This is a genomic window from Leifsonia sp. 21MFCrub1.1 (assembly GCF_900107895.1).
GTDB classification, from domain to species: domain Bacteria; phylum Actinomycetota; class Actinomycetes; order Actinomycetales; family Microbacteriaceae; genus Leifsonia; species Leifsonia soli.
Genome location: NZ_LT629867.1, coordinates 2,939,737 through 2,962,113 on the forward strand (window position 1 = coordinate 2,939,737; position 22,377 = coordinate 2,962,113).

General features: G+C 70.7%; 24 protein-coding genes. 10 read left to right on the forward strand and 14 right to left on the reverse strand.

Annotation, left to right across the window (positions count from 1 at the left end):
* Positions 1–32: 32 nt before the first annotated feature.
* Genes BLW09_RS13930 through BLW09_RS13945 form a run of 4 tightly spaced genes read left to right on the forward strand, consistent with a single transcriptional unit; the run spans position 33 to position 3,252 of the window.
* Positions 33–1,076, forward strand: a complete 1,044-nt coding sequence (locus BLW09_RS13930) for a carbohydrate ABC transporter permease (RefSeq protein ID WP_089913875.1) — start codon at positions 33–35, stop codon at positions 1,074–1,076.
* Positions 1,073–1,987 carry a carbohydrate ABC transporter permease gene (locus tag BLW09_RS13935; protein WP_089913879.1) on the forward strand — a complete coding sequence of 305 codons (915 nt, stop codon included), beginning with the start codon at positions 1,073–1,075 and terminating at the stop codon, positions 1,985–1,987. The genes BLW09_RS13930 and BLW09_RS13935 overlap by 4 nt, the downstream gene beginning before the upstream one ends.
* A gap of 4 nt (positions 1,988–1,991) precedes the next feature.
* Positions 1,992–2,231 carry a hypothetical protein gene (locus BLW09_RS13940; protein WP_089913882.1) on the forward strand — a complete coding sequence of 80 codons (240 nt, stop codon included), beginning with the start codon at positions 1,992–1,994 and terminating at the stop codon, positions 2,229–2,231.
* 13 nt (positions 2,232–2,244) lie between these two features.
* Positions 2,245–3,252, forward strand: a complete 1,008-nt coding sequence (locus tag BLW09_RS13945) for a LacI family DNA-binding transcriptional regulator (RefSeq protein WP_089913885.1) — start codon at positions 2,245–2,247, stop codon at positions 3,250–3,252.
* 194 nt (positions 3,253–3,446) lie between these two features.
* Here the strand turns inward: BLW09_RS13945 and BLW09_RS13950 are convergent, their stop codons facing one another.
* The 11 genes from BLW09_RS13950 to BLW09_RS14000 form a co-directional block, all read right to left on the reverse strand.
* Entirely contained in the window at positions 3,447–4,685 is a 1,239-nt protein-coding gene (locus BLW09_RS13950) for an MFS transporter (protein ID WP_089913889.1), read from the reverse strand.
* 81 nt (positions 4,686–4,766) lie between these two features.
* Positions 4,767–5,231: a MarR family winged helix-turn-helix transcriptional regulator gene (locus tag BLW09_RS13955; RefSeq protein WP_089916917.1), complete on the reverse strand. Its 465-nt coding sequence runs from the start codon at positions 5,229–5,231 to the stop codon at positions 4,767–4,769.
* 32 nt (positions 5,232–5,263) lie between these two features.
* Positions 5,264–5,914 (reverse strand): class I SAM-dependent methyltransferase, encoded by a 651-nt coding sequence (locus BLW09_RS13960; protein WP_089913892.1) that lies wholly within the window; start codon positions 5,912–5,914, stop codon positions 5,264–5,266.
* A gap of 456 nt (positions 5,915–6,370) precedes the next feature.
* Entirely contained in the window at positions 6,371–6,760 is a 390-nt protein-coding gene (gene rplL, locus BLW09_RS13965) for a 50S ribosomal protein L7/L12 (RefSeq protein ID WP_089913895.1), read from the reverse strand.
* Positions 6,761–6,813: 53 nt separating this feature from the next.
* Complete coding sequence (gene rplJ / locus BLW09_RS13970; RefSeq protein ID WP_089913898.1) at positions 6,814–7,329, reverse strand: 50S ribosomal protein L10; 516 nt, start codon at positions 7,327–7,329, stop codon at positions 6,814–6,816.
* Between the two features lie 259 nt (positions 7,330–7,588).
* Complete coding sequence (locus BLW09_RS13975; protein WP_089913901.1) at positions 7,589–9,157, reverse strand: sensor histidine kinase; 1,569 nt, start codon at positions 9,155–9,157, stop codon at positions 7,589–7,591.
* Positions 9,154–9,909 carry a response regulator transcription factor gene (locus BLW09_RS13980; RefSeq protein WP_231947185.1) on the reverse strand — a complete coding sequence of 252 codons (756 nt, stop codon included), beginning with the start codon at positions 9,907–9,909 and terminating at the stop codon, positions 9,154–9,156. Before BLW09_RS13980 ends, BLW09_RS13975 begins: the two co-directional genes overlap by 4 nt.
* Before the next feature lie 75 nt (positions 9,910–9,984).
* Positions 9,985–11,256, reverse strand: a complete 1,272-nt coding sequence (locus tag BLW09_RS13985; RefSeq protein WP_089913907.1) for a CynX/NimT family MFS transporter — start codon at positions 11,254–11,256, stop codon at positions 9,985–9,987.
* A complete protein-coding gene (locus BLW09_RS13990) occupies positions 11,253–11,975 on the reverse strand; it encodes a FadR/GntR family transcriptional regulator (protein WP_089913910.1) in 723 nt (240 codons plus the stop codon). Before BLW09_RS13990 ends, BLW09_RS13985 begins: the two co-directional genes overlap by 4 nt.
* A gap of 56 nt (positions 11,976–12,031) precedes the next feature.
* On the reverse strand, positions 12,032–12,928 hold the full coding sequence (locus BLW09_RS13995) for an RNA polymerase sigma-70 factor (protein ID WP_089913913.1): 897 nt from the start codon (positions 12,926–12,928) through the stop codon (positions 12,032–12,034).
* The gene (locus tag BLW09_RS14000) at positions 12,925–14,142 is read right to left on the reverse strand and encodes an NAD(P)/FAD-dependent oxidoreductase (protein WP_089913916.1); all 1,218 of its coding nucleotides are present in this window, start codon (positions 14,140–14,142) and stop codon (positions 12,925–12,927) included. Before BLW09_RS14000 ends, BLW09_RS13995 begins: the two co-directional genes overlap by 4 nt.
* Before the next feature lie 171 nt (positions 14,143–14,313).
* Between BLW09_RS14000 and BLW09_RS14005 the strand changes: the two genes are divergently transcribed.
* On the forward strand, positions 14,314–15,849 hold the full coding sequence (locus tag BLW09_RS14005; RefSeq protein WP_089913918.1) for an ABC transporter permease: 1,536 nt from the start codon (positions 14,314–14,316) through the stop codon (positions 15,847–15,849).
* A gap of 27 nt (positions 15,850–15,876) precedes the next feature.
* Positions 15,877–16,548, forward strand: coding sequence for an ABC transporter ATP-binding protein (locus BLW09_RS14010; RefSeq protein ID WP_089913921.1), 672 nt, complete (start codon positions 15,877–15,879; stop codon positions 16,546–16,548).
* Positions 16,549–16,554: 6 nt separating this feature from the next.
* Here the strand turns inward: BLW09_RS14010 and BLW09_RS14015 are convergent, their stop codons facing one another.
* The 3 genes from BLW09_RS14015 to BLW09_RS14025 form a co-directional block, all read right to left on the reverse strand.
* On the reverse strand, positions 16,555–17,439 hold the full coding sequence (locus BLW09_RS14015) for an alpha/beta fold hydrolase (protein WP_089913924.1): 885 nt from the start codon (positions 17,437–17,439) through the stop codon (positions 16,555–16,557).
* Between the two features lie 75 nt (positions 17,440–17,514).
* Entirely contained in the window at positions 17,515–18,177 is a 663-nt protein-coding gene (locus tag BLW09_RS14020; protein ID WP_089913927.1) for a TetR/AcrR family transcriptional regulator, read from the reverse strand.
* A gap of 52 nt (positions 18,178–18,229) precedes the next feature.
* Positions 18,230–18,826, reverse strand: coding sequence for a pentapeptide repeat-containing protein (locus BLW09_RS14025; RefSeq protein ID WP_089913931.1), 597 nt, complete (start codon positions 18,824–18,826; stop codon positions 18,230–18,232).
* Between the two features lie 116 nt (positions 18,827–18,942).
* Between BLW09_RS14025 and BLW09_RS14030 the strand changes: the two genes are divergently transcribed.
* From BLW09_RS14030 to BLW09_RS14045, 4 genes are all read left to right on the forward strand, one after another.
* Positions 18,943–19,839 (forward strand): UbiA family prenyltransferase, encoded by an 897-nt coding sequence (locus BLW09_RS14030; protein WP_089913934.1) that lies wholly within the window; start codon positions 18,943–18,945, stop codon positions 19,837–19,839.
* Positions 19,840–19,847: 8 nt separating this feature from the next.
* Positions 19,848–20,879 carry a sensor histidine kinase gene (locus tag BLW09_RS14035; protein WP_089913938.1) on the forward strand — a complete coding sequence of 344 codons (1,032 nt, stop codon included), beginning with the start codon at positions 19,848–19,850 and terminating at the stop codon, positions 20,877–20,879.
* Positions 20,876–21,484 carry a response regulator gene (locus BLW09_RS14040; protein WP_089913941.1) on the forward strand — a complete coding sequence of 203 codons (609 nt, stop codon included), beginning with the start codon at positions 20,876–20,878 and terminating at the stop codon, positions 21,482–21,484. Before BLW09_RS14035 ends, BLW09_RS14040 begins: the two co-directional genes overlap by 4 nt.
* A gap of 253 nt (positions 21,485–21,737) precedes the next feature.
* Complete coding sequence (locus BLW09_RS14045) at positions 21,738–22,364, forward strand: DedA family protein (protein WP_089913945.1); 627 nt, start codon at positions 21,738–21,740, stop codon at positions 22,362–22,364.
* Positions 22,365–22,377: the final 13 nt, after the last annotated feature.

Here is a 22,377-nt window from a genome sequence, read left to right on the forward strand (position 1 = left end):
CCTCTCCTTCCGACAAGCATCCGGAGGCACACATGTCAACGTCGAACGTCGTCGCCCCCTCATCCACCAGCACCGGCAAGAACGGCAAACCGCCGATCCGCGCCGGAGCCAAGCGGCAGCGTGCCCAGCAGAGTCGCTGGGCGTTCTACCTGATCATCCCCACCCTGATCCTGCTCGCGGTCGTGATCGGGTACCCGGTCGTCTCGGCGATCGTGATGTCCTTCCAGAAGGACGCCGGGCTCGACCCGGCGACCGGCCTGTTCGTGCAGGGCGGGTTCGCCGGCTTCCAGAACTACGCGCACTGGCTGCTCCAGCAGTGCCAGGGCCCCAACGGCACCACCATCTCCTGCCCGCCCGGCAACCTCGGCTCCACCTTCTGGAGCGCCGTCTTCGTCACCTTCTTCTTCACGGTGACGACCGTCATCCTCGAGACCGGCCTCGGACTCTGGTTCGCGCTCATCATGAACCGCGCGTTCCGCGGCCGCGGCCTCGTCCGCGCGGCGATCCTCATCCCGTGGGCGATCCCGACCGCCGTCACCGCGAAGCTGTGGTTCTTCATCTTCTCGGTCGCCGGCGTCGCGAACGCCGTGCTGGGGGCCCACATCCTGTGGACCTCCGACGAGTGGGCGTCCCGGTTCGCGGTCATCATCGCGGACACCTGGAAGACCACGCCGTTCATGGCGCTGCTGATCCTCGCGGGGCTGCAGATCATCCCGGAGGAGGTCTACGAGGCCGCGAAGGTCGACGGCGCCTCCACCTGGCAGCGCTTCTGGCGGGTCACGATGCCGCTGCTGAAGCCGGCGCTCATGGTCGCGATCCTGTTCCGCGTCCTCGACGCGCTCCGCATCTACGACCTGCCGCAGATCCTCACCGGCGGCGGAGGCGGTACCGGCCATGCGACGACCACCCTGTCCATCCTGGTGGTCGATCAGATCAGGCAGGGCTTCAACAGCGCAGCCGCCCTGTCGACCATCACGTTCATCATCATCTTCCTGATCGCCTTCATCTTCGTCCGGATCCTCGGCACGAACGTGGTGCGAACGCAGGAGGACCAGCAGAAGGGGGCGAAGCGATGACCGCCGTCGCCGGACAGGCCGCAGCGACCGCCGAGGCGGGAGCCCTCCCTCGTACCCAGACCAAGAACCGTGGCAAGCAGCGTCGCCGCAACGCCGGTCTCCGCACCGGCATCCAGGCGATCGTGATCGTGCTGTGGTGTCTGCTGCCCTTCTACTGGATGGTCGTGACCTCGTTCCGCGACGTCGGCTACACGAACGACAACACGCCGTGGATCACCCACTTCACCTGGGACAACTACATCACCGCGCTCTCGACCAACCTGGGCAACCACCTGGGCCAGGCGCTGCTGAACTCGCTGTTCATCGGCATCTGCGTCACGGTGATCTCCCTGGTCGTCGGTATCTTCGCGTCGTACGCCCTCGCCCGCCTGGACTTCAAGTTCAAGGGCATCGTGCTCGGCATCATCCTCGCCGCGTCGATGTTCCCCGGCGTCGCGCTGATCACGCCGCTGTTCCAGCTGTTCACCAACATCGGCTGGATGGGCACCTACCAGGCCCTGATCATCCCGGAGATCTCGTTCGCCCTCCCCCTGACCGTCTACACGCTCAACTCGTTCTTCCGCGAGATGCCGTGGGACCTGGAGGAGGCGGCGCGGATCGACGGGTGCACGCAGGCGCAGGCGTTCCGGAAGATCATCCTGCCGCTGGCGGCGCCGGCCGTCTTCACGACCGCGATCCTGGCGTTCATCTCGTCGTGGAACGAGTTCCTGATCTCCAGCCAGCTCTCCAGCGACGCGACCCAGCCGGTCACCGTGGCCATCGCCTCCTTCACCGGCAGCCAGCCGCACCAGGAGCCGTACACCGCGGTCATGGCAGCCGGTACGATCGTGACGGTGCCGCTGATCATCCTCGTGCTGATCTTCCAGCGGCGCATCGTGGCCGGACTCACGGCCGGTGGCGTGAAGGGCTGATCACATGCGCTGGAGCGACTCCCGCGAGGTCGTCGACGTCGGCCTCGGCTTCGTCGGCTTCTTCGCGGTCGCGTTCCTCGCGATCACCGTGTTCTGCGAGCTGACCGGCGAGCCCGCCCTCGGCTGGGCGCTCACCCTCCTCGTTCTCGTGCTCGCCTTCATCGGCCTCCTGCAGCTGCGCCGCCGCATCATCGTGCGGCGGCAGGAGGCCGAGGAGGCGCGGCTCGAGCACCTGGACTCCTGAACGGGGCCCGGCGATGGCAGGGATCGAGGAGGTCGCGCGCGCGACCGGGGTCTCCACGGCCACGGTCTCCCGGGCGCTCCGCGGACTCCCCAACGTCTCGGACAAGACGCGGGCCGCGGTGCGGCGCGCAGCCGACGAGCTGGGCTACGTCGCATCGTCGAGCGCGTCGGGGCTCGCCAGCGGCCGCACCCTGGCCATGGGTGTCGTCGTCCCGTCGGTGAGCCGCTGGTTCTACACCCAGGTGCTGGAGGGGGTGGATGCGGAGCTGCGGTCGGCGAGCTACGACATGATCCTCTTCAACCTGGGGGGTCATCGCGGCGACCGGGAGCGGGTGTTCCACCGCAGCATCCTGCGCAAGCGCACGGATGCCCTGCTCGCGCTCTGCCTCGACTTCACCACGGAGGAGCGGGAGCAGCTGGCGACGCTCGGGCACCCGACCATCGTCGTCGGCGGGCCGGTGAAGGGTCTCCGCAGCGTCGGCATCGACGAGACCTCCACCGCATACACGGCGACGTCGCACCTCATCTCGCTCGGCCACACCGCGATCGCGCACCTCGGCGGCGAAGACGAGGAGGGCCTCAACAGCCAGGTGCCGATCGGGCGGCTGCACGGGTTCAAGGACGCGATGCGCGACGCCGGGCTCCCGGTACGGCCGGAGTGGGTCATCCCGGGCGGCTTCTCGCTGCCCGAGAGCCGGGCGGCGATGAACCGGCTGCTGGATGCGGACGGGCCGCGCCCCACCGCCGTCTTCGCGGGGTCGGACGAGATGGCGTTCGGCGCCATCCTCGCCGCAGGCGACCACGGACTGCGTGTTCCGGAGGACCTGTCCGTGATCGGGATCGACGACCACGACTACGCGGCGGGGTTCGGGCTCACGACCATGGCGCAGGACCCGTTCGAGCAAGGTGCGACCGCCGCGCGCATCCTGCTGGACGAGCTCGCCGGTGCCGAACCGCGCACCGGATCGGTGCGCTCTCCGGTCAGTCTGGTGATCCGGTCGTCCACCGCACCGCCGCGCTGATGTCCCGCAGCGCGCCCACCGTCTGAAACAATGGTGGTGCGGCCATCCGGCTGAGCGCGCCTTTCGGGTAGGCACGGTCAGCTGACGGGGTCGCCCGTCGGGCTATCGGGGCCCACATGACGGGAAGAGCCGCCCTGGCTAGGACAGGGCGGCTCTTCGAATCCGGTGGGAACATTCCCGCTCCCGCCATGCCGTCAGTCGGCGTCGGCGAAGGACAGCACTTCGGCTTCCTGCTGCGGGGTCTCGGCCGGCGCATCCACGCGCTTCAGGTGCTTGTGCCCGATCATGATCAGTGCGGCCGCGATGAGCACGGAGATGGCTCCCGCGTAGAACGGCATGGAGCGGCTGACCGTGTCGGCCAGCAGGGTCGCGGCCGGCGGGGCGACGGCGCCGCCGAGGAAGCGCACGCCCGAGTACGCGCTCGACGCCACGGACCGCGGAAGGTCGGTGGCCTCCATCACGCACTCGGTGAGCACGGTGTTGAGGATGCCGAGCAGCAGACCGCCGACGATCACGCAGACGATGAGCGCGACCAGCGACCCGACGAACAGCCCGGCGGCCAGCAGGTCGAGCGCGAGCAGGGGCATGACGAGCCAGAGCACCCGCGTCCGCGGGAGCCGGGAGGTCAGCAGCGGCGCGACCCACACCGAGGTGACGGCGAGGGCGACGCCCCAGCCGAAGAAGATCAAGCCGAGCGTGATCGCGTCCTCGACGCCCAGCGGCACCAGGGCGAACGGCGTGTAGGCGAGGAGCACGAAGAAGCCGATGTTGTAGAACAGGGCGGCACCGGCGAGGAACCCGAGCGCGGGCCGGCCGAGGGCGCGGAACGGTGCAGAGAGCTTCGTCGGCTGCGGCTTCTCGGGGTTCTTCCTGAGCAGGGCGACGATCGCGATGAAGCCGATGGCCATGAGTGTCGCCGTGCCGAAGAACGGTCCGCGCCAGCTCCAGCTGCCGAGCAGGCCGCCGAGCAGCGGTCCGATCGCGATTCCGAGGCCGAGCGCGGCCTCGTAGAGGATGATCGCGGCCGAGGTCCCGCCCGACGCGGCGCCCACGATGGTCGCCAGCGCTGTGGAGATGAACAGGGCGTTGCCGAGGCCCCAGCCCGCACGGAACCCGATGATCGACTCGACGTTCTGCGACAGGCCGGCGGCGGTCGCGAACACGACGATCAGAGCGAGGCCGATCAGCAGCGTCCGCTTCGCCCCGATGCGGCTGGAGATCCAGCTGGTGAAGAACATGGCGGCGCCGGTGATGAGCAGGTAACTGGTGAACAGCATCTCGGTCTGGGTCGGCGTCGCCTCCAGGCTCTTCGCGATCGCGGGCAGGATCGGGTCGACGAGACCGATGCCCATGAAGGCGATGACGGAGGCGAAGGCGACCGCCCAGACGGCGGTCGGCTGCTTCAGGATGCTGGTGGGGCGATCGTGGGACATGAAGGGAGGACGGCTCCTTGCCGGTCGGTGGTGCACGAGGTGGTGCGGGACGGGATGCGACGAAGCGAGAGGCGGCGGGGGTCAGCCCCGGCCGGCCAGCGCCGCCGATGCCGCCGTGGAGAGATCGACGCGTGATCCGATGATCTCGACGGTGGCGCGCATCGCGGCCAGCTCGTCGTCGCTGAGGTCGGCGAACATCGGGACGAGCGCGGCCGAGAGCTCGTCGCGCCACGTCTGGAGCGCGTCCGCGCCCTTCGCCGTGATCGCGATCTGCCAGGCGCGCGCGTCGGTGGTGTCGGCGATGCGCTTCACCCATTCGGCGTCGACGAGGTTGCGGACGAGCTTGGTCATGGTCGGCTGGGACACCCGGCTGTGCTCGGCGAGCTCGCCGAGGCGCATCGGGCCGACCGTCTGCAGCACGCTGAGGGTGCGCCAGGTGGCGGGCGACTCGGTGCTGCCGGTGACCCGGGCCGCGAGCCGGGCGAGGCGGTGCGCGGCGACCACGAGGTCGCCGAGGGTCTGGCGGAGTTCGGGCGTCTCGGGCATGAGACCCATTATATATAGCTTGCCTATGTTTATCAAGCGTCGCGACGGGCGAGCACGTAGCCCTGGGGCGACTTCTCCGGTGGGACGGCCTGCCGGATCAGCTCCGCCGTCGGCGTGAAGCCCGCCCCGACGAGCCTGCCCGTGACGATGCCGGGATGCTGTCGCCTCGTGTGCAGGTCGAGGTCGTGCCCGTAGGCGTGCGTGAGGTGCACGACGTCCTCCCCCACCTGGAAGGCGAGAAGGAGCACGCCGCCGGGCCGGATGACGCGGGCGAACTCGGCGTAGAGCCCGGCCTGCCGCTCGTCCGGCGTGTGGATGACGGAGTACCACGCCAGCGCACCGGCGAGAGCGTCGTCCGGGAACGGAAGGGCCGCCATCGTCCCCACCTCGAACCGCACGGCGGGATGGTCGCGACGGGCGACCTCGACCATCGCGGGCGAGAGGTCGACGCCGACGACATCCAGTCCGAGCCCCGCGAGGTGTCCGGCGATCCGGCCGGGACCGCATCCCAGGTCCCCCACGACGCCGCCGCCCGCGCGGGTCACCTGCTCGGCGAACACCCCGAGCATCGCGCGGTCGAACTCGCTCCCCGCGAGGTCGTCGCGCAACAGGTCGGCGTAGTCCTCGGCGACGGTGTCGTAGGCGAGGCGGGTGGCGGTCACATCGGCGGGCTCGTCGGTCACGGGTCGGAGTCTAGACGGCCGACGGCGAAGCGCCCCCGGCCGGGTGGCCGGGGCGCTTCGTGGTGGGTGTTACCGCAGGTACCTGTCGTAGAGGAGGGTCCTGCGGCACAGATCCGGTGGGTGGCAACCGCTGTCGCGGTCCTGACCGTGGAGCATCGCGTGACCGAAGTCACGCAGTCGCGAGGCGTAGGCACGCCACGAACTGGTATTCATCGTGGTTCTTCTTCCGGTTGTGCGTCCTTGCACACCGATGCACGCTGGCTGGCGCGATCGGACGCGTGGATGGGTGAGCATCCGCGCCCGTGCGTCGGTTAACGCACGGAGGGCGTCGCCCCGTTACGGGGGCGACGCCCTCCGCAACGCGGACACTCTCTGATGGGAGGAGTCCGCGTCGCGCCTGTGTCTACGACACAGCGGCAGTCAGCCGTCGGTAAGAAGAGCCCCGAGGGGCCCCGATTACTTCAGGGTGACGGTGGCGCCAGCCTCTTCGAGCTGGGCCTTCGCCTTGTCAGCGGTCTCCTTGTTGGCACCCTCGAGCACGGTGCTCGGCGCGCCGTCAACGAGGGCCTTCGCCTCACCGAGGCCGAGGCTGGTGAGGGCGCGCACCTCCTTGATGACCTGGATCTTCTTGTCACCGGCGGCCTCGAGGACGACGTCGAAGGAGTCCTTCTCCTCGACCTCTTCAGCAGCGGCGCCCGCACCACCGGCGGCCGGAGCGGCCACGGCGACGGGGGCGGCGGCGGTGACCTCGAAGGTCTCCTCGAACTTCTTCACGAACTCGCTGAGCTCAATGAGCGTGAGCTCCTTGAACGCCTCGAGCAGCTCCTCAGTCGAAAGCTTTGCCATTGTTCTCTCCTTAGTGTGTGTGGTTACTCACCGCTGGCCTGGTCCGTGAGGACTCAGGCAGCGGACTCCTGCTTCTCACGCAGCGCGTCGACCGTGCGAACGGCCTTCGACAGCGGTGCGTTGAACAGATATGCGGCTCCGAACAGCGAGGCCTTGAAGGCGCCGGCCAGCTTGGCCAGCAGAACCTCACGGGACTCGAGGTCGGCGAGCTTGCCTACCTCTTCTGCGGTCAGCGCGTTACCGTCGAAGTAACCGCCCTTGACCACAAGCAGAGGGTTTGCCTTGGCGAAGTCACGCAGCGACTTCGCGACGGCGACAGGGTCACCGTGCACGAAGGCGATCGCGGACGGCCCAGCGAGCTCCTCGTCGAACGACGAGATGCCGGCGTTGTTGGCCGCGATCTTGGTCAGCGTGTTCTTCACCACGGCGTAGGTCGCGTGCTCACTGATCGACGTGCGCAGCTGCTTGAGCTGAGCGACAGTGAGACCGCGGTACTCGGTCAGCAGAACGGCGGTCGAGCTCTCGAACAGGTTCTCGAGCTCGGCGACCGTGGCTTCCTTGTTCGCCATGGCCTACTCCTCAATCTTCTTCGTCGCACACCGCGGGAGCGGTGTGCCCGCCAAAGTCGCTGGACGACACCGTCACCGGACAAAGAAAAAAGCTCCGGCGCAGAGGCACGGAGCTGGCGACGCAGAAAATGCGGAACTTGCTTCATACACCTGCGCGGGCCCCCACCTGAGTGGGATCTTCGGTCATGCGAGCACGACAACCAGCGGTCTTTGGCTTCGTACAGGGTACGGGATGCGGACCCGTGTCCGCAAATCGGACTCAGGCGGCCGTCGGCACGAGCGGCAGCGACACCGTGAACACCGTGCGCCCGGGCTCGCTGGTCACCGACACGTCTCCCCCGTGCGCCTGGACGACGGCCTGCACGATGGCGAGGCCCAGTCCCGTCGATCCGGTGGCGCGGTTGCGGGAGCTGTCGCCCCGGGCGAAGCGCTCGAACAGCGTCGCCCGCAGCTCCTCCGGGATGCCGGGCCCGTCGTCCGCGACCGTGATCACGGCACGGTGCGCGTCCTCGTCCACCCGCAATCCGGCCGTCACCTTCGTGCCGTCCGGGGTGTGCACGCGCGCGTTCGCGAGCAGGTTCATGAGCACCTGATGCAGTCGCGGGGCGTCGCCGACCACCTCGACGGGCTCGTCCGGAAGATCGAGCGCCCACTCGTGGCTGGGGCCGGCGGCGTGCGCGTCGCTGAGCGCATCCACCAACAGAAGGGACAGGTCGACCGGGTCGCGGTCGAGCTCACGCCCCTCGTCGAGGCGGGCGAGCAGCAGGAGGTCCTCGACGAGCGAGGTCATGCGGGTCGCCTCCGACTCGATGCGGCCGAGCGAGTGGGTCACGTCCGGCGGAAGCTCGTGCGGCGCCCGCCGGGTCAGCTCGGCGTAGCCGCGGATGGACGCGAGCGGCGTGCGCAGTTCGTGGCTGGCGTCGGCCACGAACTGGCGCACCTTCTGCTCGCTCGCCTGCCGGGCCGTCAGAGCGGAGGCGACATGGCCGAGCATGCGGTTGAGCGCCGAACCGACCTTCCCGACCTCCGTGTGCTGATCGGTGTCGGCCTCCGGCACGCGGACCGACAGCGCGACATCCCCCCGGTCGAGCGGCAGGGAGGAGACCTGCTCTGCGGTGCCCGCCACCCGCTCCAGGGGTCGCATCGCCAGACGGACGACGACGCTCGCGAGGAGGAACGCGAACACCAGCCCGGCCAGGGTGACGAGCACGATGACGAGGGTGAGCCGGGCGACGGTCGCATTCACGTCGCTGAGGGGCAGCCCGATGATGACGCTGTCGCCGTTCGTGAGCTCCACCGCGGCGACGCGGTAGTCGCCCAGGGACGCGCCGAGGTCGATCGTCCGCGGGTGCCCGTCCGACGGCAGGCTGATGAGGGCGGTGGTGGAGATGAGCACCCGCTTCGGCGCGACCGGCTGATCGGGGGTGCTGCCCGGCGGCCTCTCGGAGAGGATGACCGGATAGAGCAGCATGTCGCCGCTCCGGATCACGCCGAAGGTCCCGGTCTGCTGACCGGGCGTCTGGACGATGCCGATCACATCCGGCCCCGTCGGCTGGTCGCCGTAGATCCGGTCCGCCGCGCGCTGACCGCGGTCGAGGGCGGAGGTGAGCTGCCCGTCCAGCCGCTGCATCAGATAGTTCTGCAGCGCGAACACGCTGACCGTCCCGATCACGGCGCCCAGCACCGCCAGCATCGCCACGACGACGAGCACGACACGGCTCCGCAGCGTCCACGAGCGGAACGGCCGGATGCGCCAGGACCGGCCGCTCGCGCGACCCGTTCCGGCTGACTCGGTGACCGGGGCGCCCGCGACGCGGGCGGAGGTCATTGCGCGGCCTTCACCATGTAGCCGGCGCCGCGGACGGTGTGGATCATCGGGGCGCGGCCGGCGTCGATCTTCTTGCGCAGGTAAGAGATGTAGAGCTCGACGACGCTGGAGGATCCGCCGAAGTCGTAGCTCCAGACCCGGTCGAGGATCTGGGCCTTGCTGAGCACGCGGCGCGGATTCCGCATCAGGAACCGCAGGAGCTCGAACTCGGTGGCGGTCAGCTGGATGGGCTCGCCGTCGCGGTGCACCTCGTAGCTGTCCTCGTCGAGCACGAGGTCGCCGACGATGAGCACCGGGTCGTCGTGGTCGGCGACGGCCGCGCGCGACCGGCGCAGCAGGCCGCGCAGACGCGCGACCAGCTCCTCCAGGCTGAACGGCTTCGTCACGTAGTCGTCGCCGCCAGCGGTGAGCCCGGCGATGCGGTCGTCCAGGGAGTCCTTCGCGGTGAGGAAGAGCACGGGCGCCTCGTTGCCGTCGGCGCGCATCCGCGACAGCACCTGGAGGCCGTCGATGTCGGGAAGCATGATGTCGAGCACCACGACGTCCGGCTTGAACTCGCGCGACAGCTGCAGCGCCTGCTGCCCGTTCGACGCCGTCTTGACCTCCCAGTCCTCGTAGTGGAGGGCCATCGCGAGCAGATCCGTCAGTGTCGCCTCGTCATCGACGACGAGCACGCGGATGGCGCTGCCGTCCGCACGGCGCAGGAGGGTACGGGGCTGGCTGGAGGGGCCGGAGGCGGCGCGCGCGTTCATGGTCACCTTTCTCATTATGAGGAGGGTGATGGATGCCGTCTTTGCACAACCTATGAACTCTCTGAGCGCTCCCGGTCACTCCAGGAAGCGGTTCCGGCCGGCCAGCAGGCCGAACACCAGCAGCACCGCCTGCACGCCGATGACCACCAGGAGCGGACCGGTCCACGAGCCCGTCGCATCGTGCAGAGCGCCGACGCCGATCGGTCCGGCGGCGGCGACGAGGTAGCCGACCGACTGCGCCATGCCGGAGAGCGCCGCCGCCTGGGCGTGATGACGCGTGCGCAGGCCGAAGAACGAGAGCGCCAGGACGATCGTGGCGCCGCCGGCCACGCCGGCGATGCTGTCCCAGAGGGCCGCAAGCTCTGGCGCGAACAGCAGGCCGAGCATCGCGATCACGGTGACGGCCGGCGCGGCGGCGGCCAGCAGCCGCTGATCGCGGAAGCGCGGGATGAGGAACGAGCACGTGACACTGCCGAGGATGCCGCAGCCGTTGAGGAGCAGTTGGTGCCACCCGGCCGCCTCCGGGCTGATCCCCGCCGATCTCTCGATCGACGGCAGCCACGTGATGAAGACATAGAAGCCGACCGACTGCAGACCCATGAAGGCCGTCACCTGCCAGGCCAGGGCGGACCGCCAGGGCGAGCGATGCCCGGCGCCGTCCCGCCCGGCGCTGTCACGCGCCGTCCGGCGGCCGTCGACGTCCAGGGCGACGTCGTCCTGCCCCTCGGGCACGACGGTTCTGCGGCGCAGCTGCGGCGCGAGGACCGCGAGCGCGACGACCGCCAGCACCGCCCACATCCCGAGCGGCAGCCTCCAGCCGACGGCCGTCAGCCCGGCGACCGGGACCGCGACGCCGGCGGCGATCGCCGCGAAGACGGCCTGCACGACCGAGTAGGCACCGGTGATCTGACCGATCCGTGTCGGGAAGTCGCGCTTCACCAGCGCAGGCAGCACGACGTTGAGCACCGCGATCGCCACACCGATGAGAGCGGTGCCCGTCCACAGGGAGCCGAGGCCGGGCAGGGAGCGGAGCACGAGACCGGCCGCGAGCACGGCGAGCGCCAGCGCCAGGGATCGCTCGAGTCCGACACGGCGCGCGAGACGGGGTGCGAACGGCGAAACGACGGCGAAGGCCACGAGCGGGAGGCTGACCAGCACGGACGCCGCGACCGAGCTGAGGCCGAGCGCGCCAGTGATGTCGCTCAGTACCGGGCCGACGGTGGTGAGCCCCGCTCGCAGATTGCCCGCGACCAGCAGCAGGCCGACCAGGACGAGCGCGGGGCTCAGCGTCCGCGCGATGCGGGCGCCCTCGGCGCTGCGCAGCGCGGCCCTCTCCCCCGGCGTCATCGGTCGGCACCCGTCGCGTCGTATCCGGGCAGTCGGATGCCCTGCCTCTCGTTGATCAGGCGGACCGCCGCCTCGGCCGCCGCTGCGGCGGCGACCGGGTCACCGGCGGCGACCGCATCGACGATCGGGCCGTGCGCCTCATCGATGTCCGTGGGTCGCGCCTCGCCGTCGGCGGACACCGTAACCTCGTGCCGCAGTGCGTGCAGAGCGCGCTCGTTGCCGCCGACACCGCGGTACAGCTCGGCCAGCAGGGCGTTGCCCGTCGCGTCGAGCAGTGCCTGGTGGAAGGCGATGTCCGCGTCGTCGTACCCGGGGAGCCCGATCAGCGCCGTCCGCTCCGCCAGCGCCTCGTTCAGGCGCGCCAGCTGCTCCGGGGTGCGCCGGAGGGCGGCGAGCCGCGCCGCCTCCCGTTCGAGGAGCGCACGCACCTCCGCGACGTCGATGTCGCGCTCCTGGTCGAGGCGGCGCGCCAGGGTCGGAGCGACGTCGTTGGTGGCGAGCACGAACGTGCCGTATCCCGCCCGCGCACCCAGCATCCCTGCGTGGACCAGGGAGCGGAGGGCCTCGCGGACGCTGTTGCGGCTGACACCGAGCTCCTGCGCCAGCTCCGTCTCCGCCGGCAGGAGGGCGCCGACCGGAAACTCCCCCGCGGTGATTCGCCGGCGCAGCTGGTCGGCGACCTGTTCGGACAGGGTGGGGGTGGGAGCGATCCGTGGCATCCCTCCACGCTAGGGCCGATTTGGCCAAATGTCCAACATTTGGCCATTTCTGTCCTTCAGCGCAGGGACAGGACGAACTCCTCCCCCACCCGTGTGAGCTTCTGCGGGTTGCGGACGAAGTACAGACCCGCGATCCGCCCGTCCTGCACGCGCGCCGCGAGGACGCCGTCCAGCTCGCCGTCGACGCTCAGGGCGAGCGCCGGGTTGCCGTTGACGACGGTCGCCTCCGAGGTCACCGCGACGCCCGCCTTGGCGATGGCTCCGGCGATGAAGCGCGTCACCTTGTCCGCTCCCAGGATCGGCCGGAGCGCCGCCTGCTTCACCCCGCCGCCGTCGCTGATCAGCACGACGTCCGGGGCGAGAACGTCCAGCATCGCCTGCACGTCGCCGGTCTCGACGGCCACCCGGAAGGCGGCGAGCGCCGTGCGCGCCTCGTCGGCGCTGACGCTCACGCGCGGGCGCCGCGCCTCGACATGCTGCCGCGCACGGTGCGCGATCTGACGAACGGTCGCCGGCGTCTTCTCCACCGTCGCCGCGATCTCGTCGAACTCGAAGCCGAAGATCTCCCGCAGCACGAACACCGCGCGCTCGGTCGGCCCGAGGGTCTCCAGCACCACCATGAGCGCCAGGGAGACGCTCTCCGCCAGCTCGGCGTCCTCGGCGACGTCGGGTGACGTCAGCAACGGCTCGGGCAGCCACGGTCCCACGTACGCCTCGCGACGGCGCTGCGCGCTGCGGAGGCGGTTGAGAGCCAGCCGGGTCGCGATCCGCACCAGGTAGGCGCGGGGCTCCCGCACCTCCGCCTGGTCGACGGTGCTCCAGCGCAGCCACGTCTCCTGCAGGACGTCCTCGGCGTCCGCCGCCGAGCCGAGCATCTCGTACGCGACGGTGAAGAGGAGGTTGCGGTGCGCCACGAAGCGCGACGTCGCCTCGTCCGTCCGGTGCGCGTTCATACGCCCTCCCGCCTCGGGGCTGCGCCGGCGACTCCGCCGGCCCGCCCGTCCACAGCGAGCATACGGCGGCGCTCCCGGTCGCCGAAGCCCGCGGGGAGCCGCGTGACGCCGGGATGCCGCGCCTCGAGAGCGAGCTGCTGCACGGTCCCCCGGCACACCAGCTCCTTCACGGCCGCTCCGGCCCGGCCGCCGATGTGCGCCCGCGTCGCCGTGTCGTCCCTGTGCTCGAACTGGAAGATCCCGTGCCGCCGGCCCAGGCTGATGCAGAGGCCGACGAACCCCATCACGAACGGCGCGGGATCCTGTCCGCCGATCCTGCGCAGGACGGTGTCCGCGGCGGCGCCCCCGAGCGGCCCGGCCGCCTGGCAGCTCATCCGCAGCGCGCGCCCGGACGGCGCGGCCGAGTCGCCCGCCGCCACGATGCGGTCGTCGTCGACGCTGGTCAGCGTCTCGTCGGCGATGAGCCGGCCGGCACGGTCGGTGGTGAGCCCGCTGCGCCGCGCGAGGTCGGCGGCGACGAATCCGGCCGCCCAGACGGTGAGGGCGCTGCGGCGCGTGCTCCCGTCGGCCAACGCCACCGCATCCCGCTCGACCGCGGTGACCCGCGAACCCGGGCCGTCCTCCACCGCGACGCCGAGAGCGGCCAGCCGCCGGGCGACGGATCGGCGGCCACGGGGATGCAGCGACGGCGCCAGCGGTCCTCCGCAGTAGAGGGTGACCGCCCTCCCCTGCTCGGCGAGCTCGGCCGCGACCTCGATGCCGAGCGGGCCTCCGCCCACCACCGCGATGGGCGCGGTCGACCCGAGCGCGGCGAGCTCCTCCCGCAGCCGGTCTGCATCGGCGAGCTGCGCGATCGGCCGGGCGTGCTCCGCGGCACCCGGTGCATCGGAGCGGGCGTGGACGCTGCCCGCGGCGTACACCAGATGGTCGTACCCGAGCCGCCGGCCCGAGGAGAGCTCGACCTGCCGGGCGGCCGCATCGATGCGCTCGACGGCGTCGACGACGAGGTGCACCGACGGCGCGAGCACCCTCCCGAACTCCACGATCGCGTCGTCCGTGCCGGCGGCCAGCTGATGAAGCCGGATGCGCTCGACGAACACGGGCCGCGGATTCACCAGGGTGACGGACACACCGTCGGTGCCGCTGAGCCGGTTGGCCGCCGCCACCCCGGCGTATCCGCCTCCGACCACCACCACGTCGGCCTGCTGCTGCATGGACTCCTCCTTCTCGTCGCCTTCACCCGTACGACACGGCTGGGGGCCCGGATGTGACATCCGCGAGCAGACCCGGGACTCGGCGGATGCATAGCTTCGCCATAGCGGCCCGAAAACGGCGCTTCCTAGCCTCGCGTCAGACCTTCATCCGACAGAACAGTTTGGGAGCCCATGTTCGGAACCTACCTCCGGCGCGAACTGCTCAACCGCCGCAAGCAGACGATCATCATCGCCATCGGCATGGCCCTCGCGATCGCGCTGGTCATCATCGTCGACGCGGTCTCCGCGGGGGTGCGCCAGGCGCAGGAGAGCGTGCTCCAGTCCGTCTACGGCGTCGGCACCGACATCACCGTCAGCCAGCCCGCGACGGCGCAGAACGCGTCGGGGCTGCAGGGAGCGGGAGGCGGACCGCGCTTCGACTTCGGCGCAGACGCCGGGACCGAGACCGGCGCCGGCCGACAGGTGAACACCTCCCGCCTCGAGCCGACGCGCGGGGCGACCGTCATGGACGCCTCCACCCTCACCACCGTGAAGAAGGTGGACAACGTCCAGGCGGCCGCGGCCGTGCTCTCGCTGACGAACACCAGTTTCAGCGGGACGCTGCCGAACTTCCAGCAGCTGCGCCAGGAGCGCGAGAGCGGTCAGGGCGGGCAGCCGACCGCACCGCCGACGGGAGGTTCGGATGGCGCGGGCGGCAGCTCCTTCACCGTCGACTCGTTCTCCGTGCTCGGCCTCGACCCCACCGGCACGTCGGTCGGGCCGCTCGCCTCGGTCACCCTGACCGGCGGCCGCAGCTTCACGTCCGCCGACGCGGGCAAGGATGTGGTGGTGCTCGACGCGAGCTACGCCAAGACCGCGAGCAAGGCCGTCGGCGACACCGTCACCATCGGCGGGACCGACTTCTCGGTGATCGGGATCGTCGCGGCGACGGGTTCCGATGCGACGACGGCGGCGAACGCGTACATCCCGCTCGACGTCGCCCAGACGCTCTCCGGCCAGACCGGCAAAATCTCCTCCGTCTACGTCAAGGCGGCCTCGTCCGGCGACATCGACCAGATCAAGACCGACCTGACGAAGTCGGTCTCGGGAGCGACCGTCAGCACGCAGGCGGACCTCGCCTCCACGGTGTCCGGCTCCCTCGGAAGCGCCGGCCAGCTCATCGCGAACCTGGGCACCTGGCTGTCGGTGATCGTGCTCGCGGCCGCGTTCCTCATCGCCATCCTCTTCACCATCTCCGGCGTCACCCGGCGCACACGCGAGTTCGGCACCCTGAAGGCGATCGGCTGGTCCAACCGGCGCATCGTCGGGCAGGTCGCCGGAGAGTCGGTCGTCCAGGGAGTGATCGGCGGTGTGATCGGCGTCGCGGTCGGCCTCCTCGGCGTGCTGGTCGTGAACCTGATCTCGCCGACGCTGACCGGCAGCATCGGGCGCGGCACCACCGGAGCGGCCGGCGTGCGCCCCGCTGCGGAGGGAGCCGCGGCCGGCGGGACCGGCGAGGGCGCCGCGCGCGGCTTCGGCGGCGCGTTCGGTGCGGCCAGGGAGGCGGCGACCAGCTCCGCGAACATCGCACTGCACGCCCCGGTCACGCTCTGGATCATCGTCGGTGCAGTCGGCCTCGCCGTCCTCGGCGGTCTGCTCGCCGGCGCCATCGGCGGGTGGCGCGCCTCGCGTCTCCGCCCTGCCGCAGCCCTGCGCTCGGTCGCCTGAACGTCATCCCGCCTCGAAGGAGCCCGCATGTACACCCTCACCGACGTCACCAAGACCTACAGCCAGTCCAAGCGTCAGGTCGTCGCCCTCTCGGACGTGACCCTGGAGATCCCCGACGGCCAGCTGGTCGCCATCCAGGGCCCGACCGGAGGAGGCAAGTCGACCCTGCTGCAGATGCTCGGCGCGCTCGACCGGCCCACCTCCGGGTCGGTGCAGCTGGGAGCCGACAGCCTCTCGAAGCAGCACGACGGACGTCTCGCGAAGATCCGCGCGAAGGAGATCGGCTTCGTCTTCCAGGGCTTCAACCTGATCCCGACCCTCACCGCCCAGGAGAACGTGGAGACGGCCCTCGCCCCCCTCCGGGTGGGCGCGGCCGAGCGCAAGCGCCGTGCCGCAGAGGCCCTCGCCTCGGTCGGACTGGCCGACCGTGGCAACCACCTGCCGTCGGAGCTCTCCGGCGGCCAGCAGCAGCGCGTCGCGATCGCGCGGGCGCTGGTGAAGGACCCCGAGGTGCTGCTGGCCGACGAGCCGACGGGCAACCTGGACGAGGAGACGCGCGACGAGATCATGGACCTGCTCGAAGGTCTCTGGCGCGACCGCGGCCTCACCGTCGTGATCGTGACGCACGACACCGCGGTCGCCAAGCGCGCCCAGCGCCGCCTGCACATCAAGCACGGACAGGTGCGCGAGGTCGCCTGATCCGGTCTACGAACCGGCGCGCGCGGCGAGCGACCGGATGAACCGGGCCACGTCGTCCGGCTTCTCCTCGGCCATGAAGTGGCCGGCGCCGATCGGCTCGTAGGTCAGGTCGTCGGACCAGGCACCCCAGATCGCCCGCGGATCGAACCCGAGCTGCGAACCCCAGTCCTGCGAGAGGACGCCGACCGGCATGGCCAGCCGGCTTCCCGCGGCACGATCCGCGCGGTCCATCTCCAGATCGATGCCGGCGCTGGCACGGTAGTCGGCGACGATCGACGGCACCGCGGCCACCGAGCTGTCGATGTAGTGCCTCCGCACCTCCGCCGGGAAGGTGGAGCCGTCGGTGTCCCACGCGTCGAGGAACGAGGCGAAGAAGTCGTCGGCGACGGCGGCGATCATGCGCTCGGGCAGCCCCACGGGCTGAGCCATCAGGTAGAGATGCCAGGCGATCTTCGCATCCACCCCGTGCAGCACGTCCCAGGTGTCGAGGGTGGGGAGAACGTCGAGGATGCCGAGGTACCGCACGCGATCGGGGTGGTCGAGGGCGGTCCGGACGCCGACGAGCGCGCCGCGATCGTGACCGATCAGGCCGAACCGCTCGTGGCCGAGGGCGGCGGCGACCGCGACGACGTCGTCGCCCATGGTCCGCTTCGAATAGGTGTCGTCGCCCGTCTCCGCCGGCTTGCCGCTCTCGCCGTACCCGCGGAGGTCCGGGACGATCACGGTGTGATCGCCGGAGAGCCGGCCGGCGACCTCGCGCCACATGTAGTGGGTCTGGGGGAAACCGTGCAGCAGAACGACGGCGGGACCGCTCCCTCCGACGGCGACGTGGATCGGGACGCCCCCGCTGCCGGGGATGGTGTCGTATCGGAAGCCGTCGATCGTGGCCATGGCGGGTGGTCTCCTTGTGCGTGTGCGTGCGTGCGTGTGTGCGTGTGGGTGAGGGTGGATGGTCCGGTACCGGGATCAGGCGTCGGTGGTCTCCGGTCGCCCGGAGAAGATGCCGGCGGGAAGCGCGGCGCGCCCCGGCGTCGCGCGGAGCGCCGGGAGCAGGATGGTGTCGACCAGGGCCTCCAGGTACGCGTCGGTGGTGGCGAGGCCGTTGAGGCGGCGGAGAAGCAGCACCGAGCCGGTGATCTCCTCGAACGGGAACGGGTCGACGCCCTCGGGGAGCTCGCCGCGCCGGACCGCCGCCGCGACGACCTCGGCGGGGAGGCGCGCGCCGGTGGGCCCGACCGTCCGCTCGATCGTCTCGCCGAGCTCCGGGTCCTCGAACCCGGCCTGCAGGAGAGCGAGCGCGGTCTGGCCGTCGGCCGACCGGAGGGTCGTCAACAGGCGGCGGCAGAGCGCGAGCAGGTCGCCGCGAAGCGAACCGGTGTCGATCGCGTCGGTGTCCTCCCGCCGGGCCGGCCCGGCTTTGAGGGCTGCGACGACCATCTCGCGCTTGGTCGCCCAGCGGCGGTACAGGGTCGGCTTGGAGGCGCCGGCTCGGCGGGCGACCTCCTCGAACGAGACGCCGTCGTAACCGCGTTCGGCGAGCAGGGCGTTGACGACGGCCAGGATGCGCGACTCGCGGTCGTCGTCGCGCGGCCGGCCCACGCGGCGAGAGGGAGTATCCGAATACGACACGTTCCGTATCGTAACGCGAGACGACGCGATCGCCAAACCGGCTCCGGATGCGTCAGCGCGCCGGGACGACGACCATCCCGAACGCCTCGGCAAGCACGACCGCCTGCCGCTCGTCGATGACGGTGCCGCGGAGCACGACCTCGTCCGGATCGACACCGGTCAGGTCGCTGCCGACGACGCTTCCCGCGCTGAGGTCGGCTCCGGTCAGCGTCACGGCGCTGAGGTCGCACCCCTCGAACCGGGCCTCCTGACACCGCGCGCCCGACAGGTCCGCCTCCCGGAGGCGGACGCCCTCGAACGACACGCCCCGCAGCTCGGCGCGGCGCAGGCCGACGAACGACCAGTTGCCGCCCTCGACCTTCAGCAGCGAGAACTCGCAGCCCTGGAAGGTGCTCCCGGTGAGCTTGCACCGCCGGAAGGACGCGTCGAAGAAGTTGCAGGACTCGAACCGGCAGTTCACGAACGCCGAGTCGTTGTGCTCGCTCACGTTGAAGCGGACCTTCCGGAACACGCACTCCGTGAAGGTCGCGCCGGTGGTGCGCAGCTCGGTGAAGTCGACGTCGTCGAACACGACCCCGCTGTATTCGGCACCGTCGAGTTCGCGCCCGTACCAGTCCTCGCCTGCGATCGTCTCCCCGGTGCCTGTCATGCGGCGAGCCTATCCGGCGCGGCTCGGGCGGGAGCGGCCACGCGTCGCCCGGAATGTGACTTTCGTTGTACTCCCCGAGCCGCCCGAAATGGTGAGGAGCGCTCGACAATGAGCGGATGAGCAGCGTCGTCCACCCGGATCGCGGCACCATCGCGACCTGCGCGTCCCGGGTGGGGCTGGCGTTCCTGGAGGGGCGGCCGGTGGTGCTCGGCGTCTTCGCCCTCCGCTTCGTGGTGGGCACGCTGCTGGTCGTCGGCGCGGACTGGTCGTCGCCGGGACTCTGGCTCGCGACCATCTCCTGGCTCCTCACGGTGTGGGCCGTCTACCTGATCAACGGGATCAGCGACATCGAGGGCGACAGGCTCAACGGGTCGTCCCGGCCGCTGGCCTCCGGCCGGCTGGAGGTTCCCGCGGCGTGGGCCATCGCGGCGATCCTCCTCACGCTGTCTCTGCTGCTCGCCTCCCTGTTCCCCCGCCCCTTCCTGCTCGCCGTGCTGGCCTTCGTCGGCCTGGGGCTCGTCTACTCGGTCGGACCGTGGGCGGCGAAGAAGGCGGCGGTGGCCGCCCTGGCGGTCGCAGCGGCCGGCGTGTTCCTCACGTACCTGGCCGCGGCGCTCGTCGTCGGCGGAACGGTGCCCGCGTCCGCCGTGGTCTTCGCTGCGGTCGCATCCTCCTGGATCGCGGTGGTCGGGCACACCAAGGACTTCGGCGATGTCGCCGGCGACGCGGCCGACGGGCGCCGCACGCTTCCGGTGATGCTCGGAGCGGAGCGGGCACGGGTCGTCGTCGCCGCGGGGACCGGTGTCGTATCGGCCGCGGCGCTGGCGCTCGGCGCGCTCGTCCACCAGCTCCGCACGCTGCTGGTCCTCGGCGCGGCCGGCCCGATCGTGATCGTCGTCACGCTCCTCGCCGGTGGCGGAGACCGCCGCGGCGAGAAGCGGCCGTACCGATCCTTCATGGCGGGTCAGTACGCTCTGAACGTCGCAGCGCTTCTGGGAGCGCTCGAGAGCTGAGGGGCGGAGTGGTGATCGGTAACGACGGGGTCGCGCTGCGCGACCGCATCCTGGCGGCACTGTTCGAGCGGCTCCGGGCCTCGGAGAGCACCCTGGTCGCTGATGCAGAGGTCAGCGAGCAGCTCGCTGCGCAGGTCGACTGGATCCTCGACCGCACCTTCGACCGGCTGGGGCGCCCCGGCGGCGTGGAGCGGCCGACCGCACCGGCCGCGCATGGATCCGGGGTCGGCGAGAAGCGGGCGCGCCAGAACATCCACCCGGTCGACAGTCTCAGCGCGGCCACCGTGCTCTTCGATGTCGCGTTCTCGATCATCAGCGCCGACCAGGACACGGACGTCAGCCCCGCCGATCTCGCCCGGGCCCTGAACGCCTCCATCATGAGCGCCGTCGTCCCCGCCTCCGTCGGCTATGTCAACGTTCTGCTCGAGCGTCTGGCGGTCGCCCACAGCGAGGAGCGCCTCGGCATCTCGCGCGAGCTGCACGACCGCGTCGCGCACAGCATCGCGGCCGGTCTCCAGCGATTCCAGCTCGGGGGGATCGACGCCGCGTCGGATCCGCGGCTCCGGGAGGGGGTGCAGCTGTTCAGCGCCGCACTGGACGAGACCCGCGCGATCGCACTCGACCTGCGCCATGCGGTCGGCGACAAGCGCCTCGACGAGGCCTTGCACGACTACGTCGGCGATCTCGACGACTCCGGGCCTCCCGTGGAGACCACGGTCGAGGGCGCGCCGTACCGGCTGTCGACCGGGGTGCAGGAGGAGGCGTTCATCATCGTCCGCGAGGCCGTGCACAACGCCAGGAGGCACTCCGGTGCGGAACGCATCCGCGTCCACTCGCACTGGGACCGGCGCAGTCTGACCATCGCCGTCAGCGACAACGGCCATGGATTCGCCCATGAGACGGTCCGGTCGGGCGCGCTGGGGCTGATCGCGGCGCAGGAGCGCGCCGAGCTGATCGGCGCAGAGCTCGAGATCGTCCCGGGCCTCGGCACAGGCACGACGCTCACCTTGACCATTCCGAGAGGCCGGGAATCCGAATGAGCAACGAACCGCGAACCGTCGTCCTCATCGACGACCACGGCATGTTCCGGCAGGGCATCCGAGCCCTCATCGAGGGCCGGTTCCTCATCGTCGGGGAGGGCGGCTCCAGCGAGGAGGCACTGACTCTCGTCGCCGAGAGCTCCCCCGACGTCCTGCTCCTCGACGTCGAGATCCCCGGGACGCCGGCCGAGCAGACGATCGCGCGCATCCGGCGTCATCACCCGCAGACGGCGGTCGTCATCCTCACGATGCACAGCGACGCCGTGCTCGAACGGCAGCTGCTCCGTGCGGGGGCCGCGGCCTTCGTCACGAAGACGGTGGGGAGCGAGCAGCTGATCGCCGTGATCGCGCGGGCCACCCCGCCGACCGGTGAGCCTGCTGAGGCGAGCGTCGATGCCGAGGCCGCCGGCGCCATCCTCACCGTCCGCGAGCAGGAGGTGCTGCGCATGATCGCGCAGGCCTACTCGAACCGCGACATCGCGATGTCGCTCTCGATCGCCGAGGGCACGGTCAAACGGCACACCACGAACATGTACGAGAAGCTCGGAGCCACCTCCCGCATCGACGCGGTCAGGAAGGCCGCCCGGCTGGGCCTGCTCGACTGAGAGCAGGCCCGACCGAAGGGTTTGGGGCGGTGGCAGGACCCCCACTGCCCGCCACCACCAGCGCCGTCCCCCGAGGGCGCACAATGAAAGTATTTGCTCGCACGACCAAAACCAATACACCTTTGGTCACATCCCGCCCCGACCCCCACCCCCACCGTCGAGTCCGCAAACTTTGCACGCCAACGCGGCCCGGCGCGTGCAAAGATCGCGGACTCGACGGTGGGCGGAGGGGACACTCGGATACGCTCGGAGCATGGCCCACGACCTCGCAGACTTCCTCGGGGATGTCGGGCCGCTCGTCTTCTATCTGGCCGTCTGGGGGCTGGTCTTCGCCGGGACCGCGCTCTTCGTCGGCGTCTTCATCCCGTTCATCACGGGCGACTCGCTGCTGTTCGGCGCCGGCATCCTGACGGGCACGAACCCGGAGCTGTCGATCTGGGTGCTGGCGATCGGGGTGGGAGTCGCAGCGGTGCTCGGCGACCAGGTCGGATTCTGGCTCGGACGCCGGCTGGGCCGGCCGTACCTGACCCGGCGCGGAGGCCGCTGGGTGCAGGCCGGCGTGAAGCGGGCGGAGCGGTTCTACGAGCTGTTCGGCTGGTGGTCCGTCGTCATCAGCCGCTACATCCCCTGGGGCCGCGTCTTCATCCCGCCGATCGCCGGGATCAGCGCGATGAGCTACTGGCGGTTCCTCAGCGCCAACATCGTCGGGGCGCTCAGCTGGGGCGTCCTCATCACCGTGATCGGCTACTTCGCCGCGGTCGACCCCAGCGTGCGCCCGGTCGCCTACATCGTGGCGGGAGTGGTCATCCTCGCCTCCCTCGTCGCGGGCATCCGCGCGTGGGTCCTCGACCGCCGGGCACGGCGCACCCTTCCGGAATGACCGGCGCCCGGCC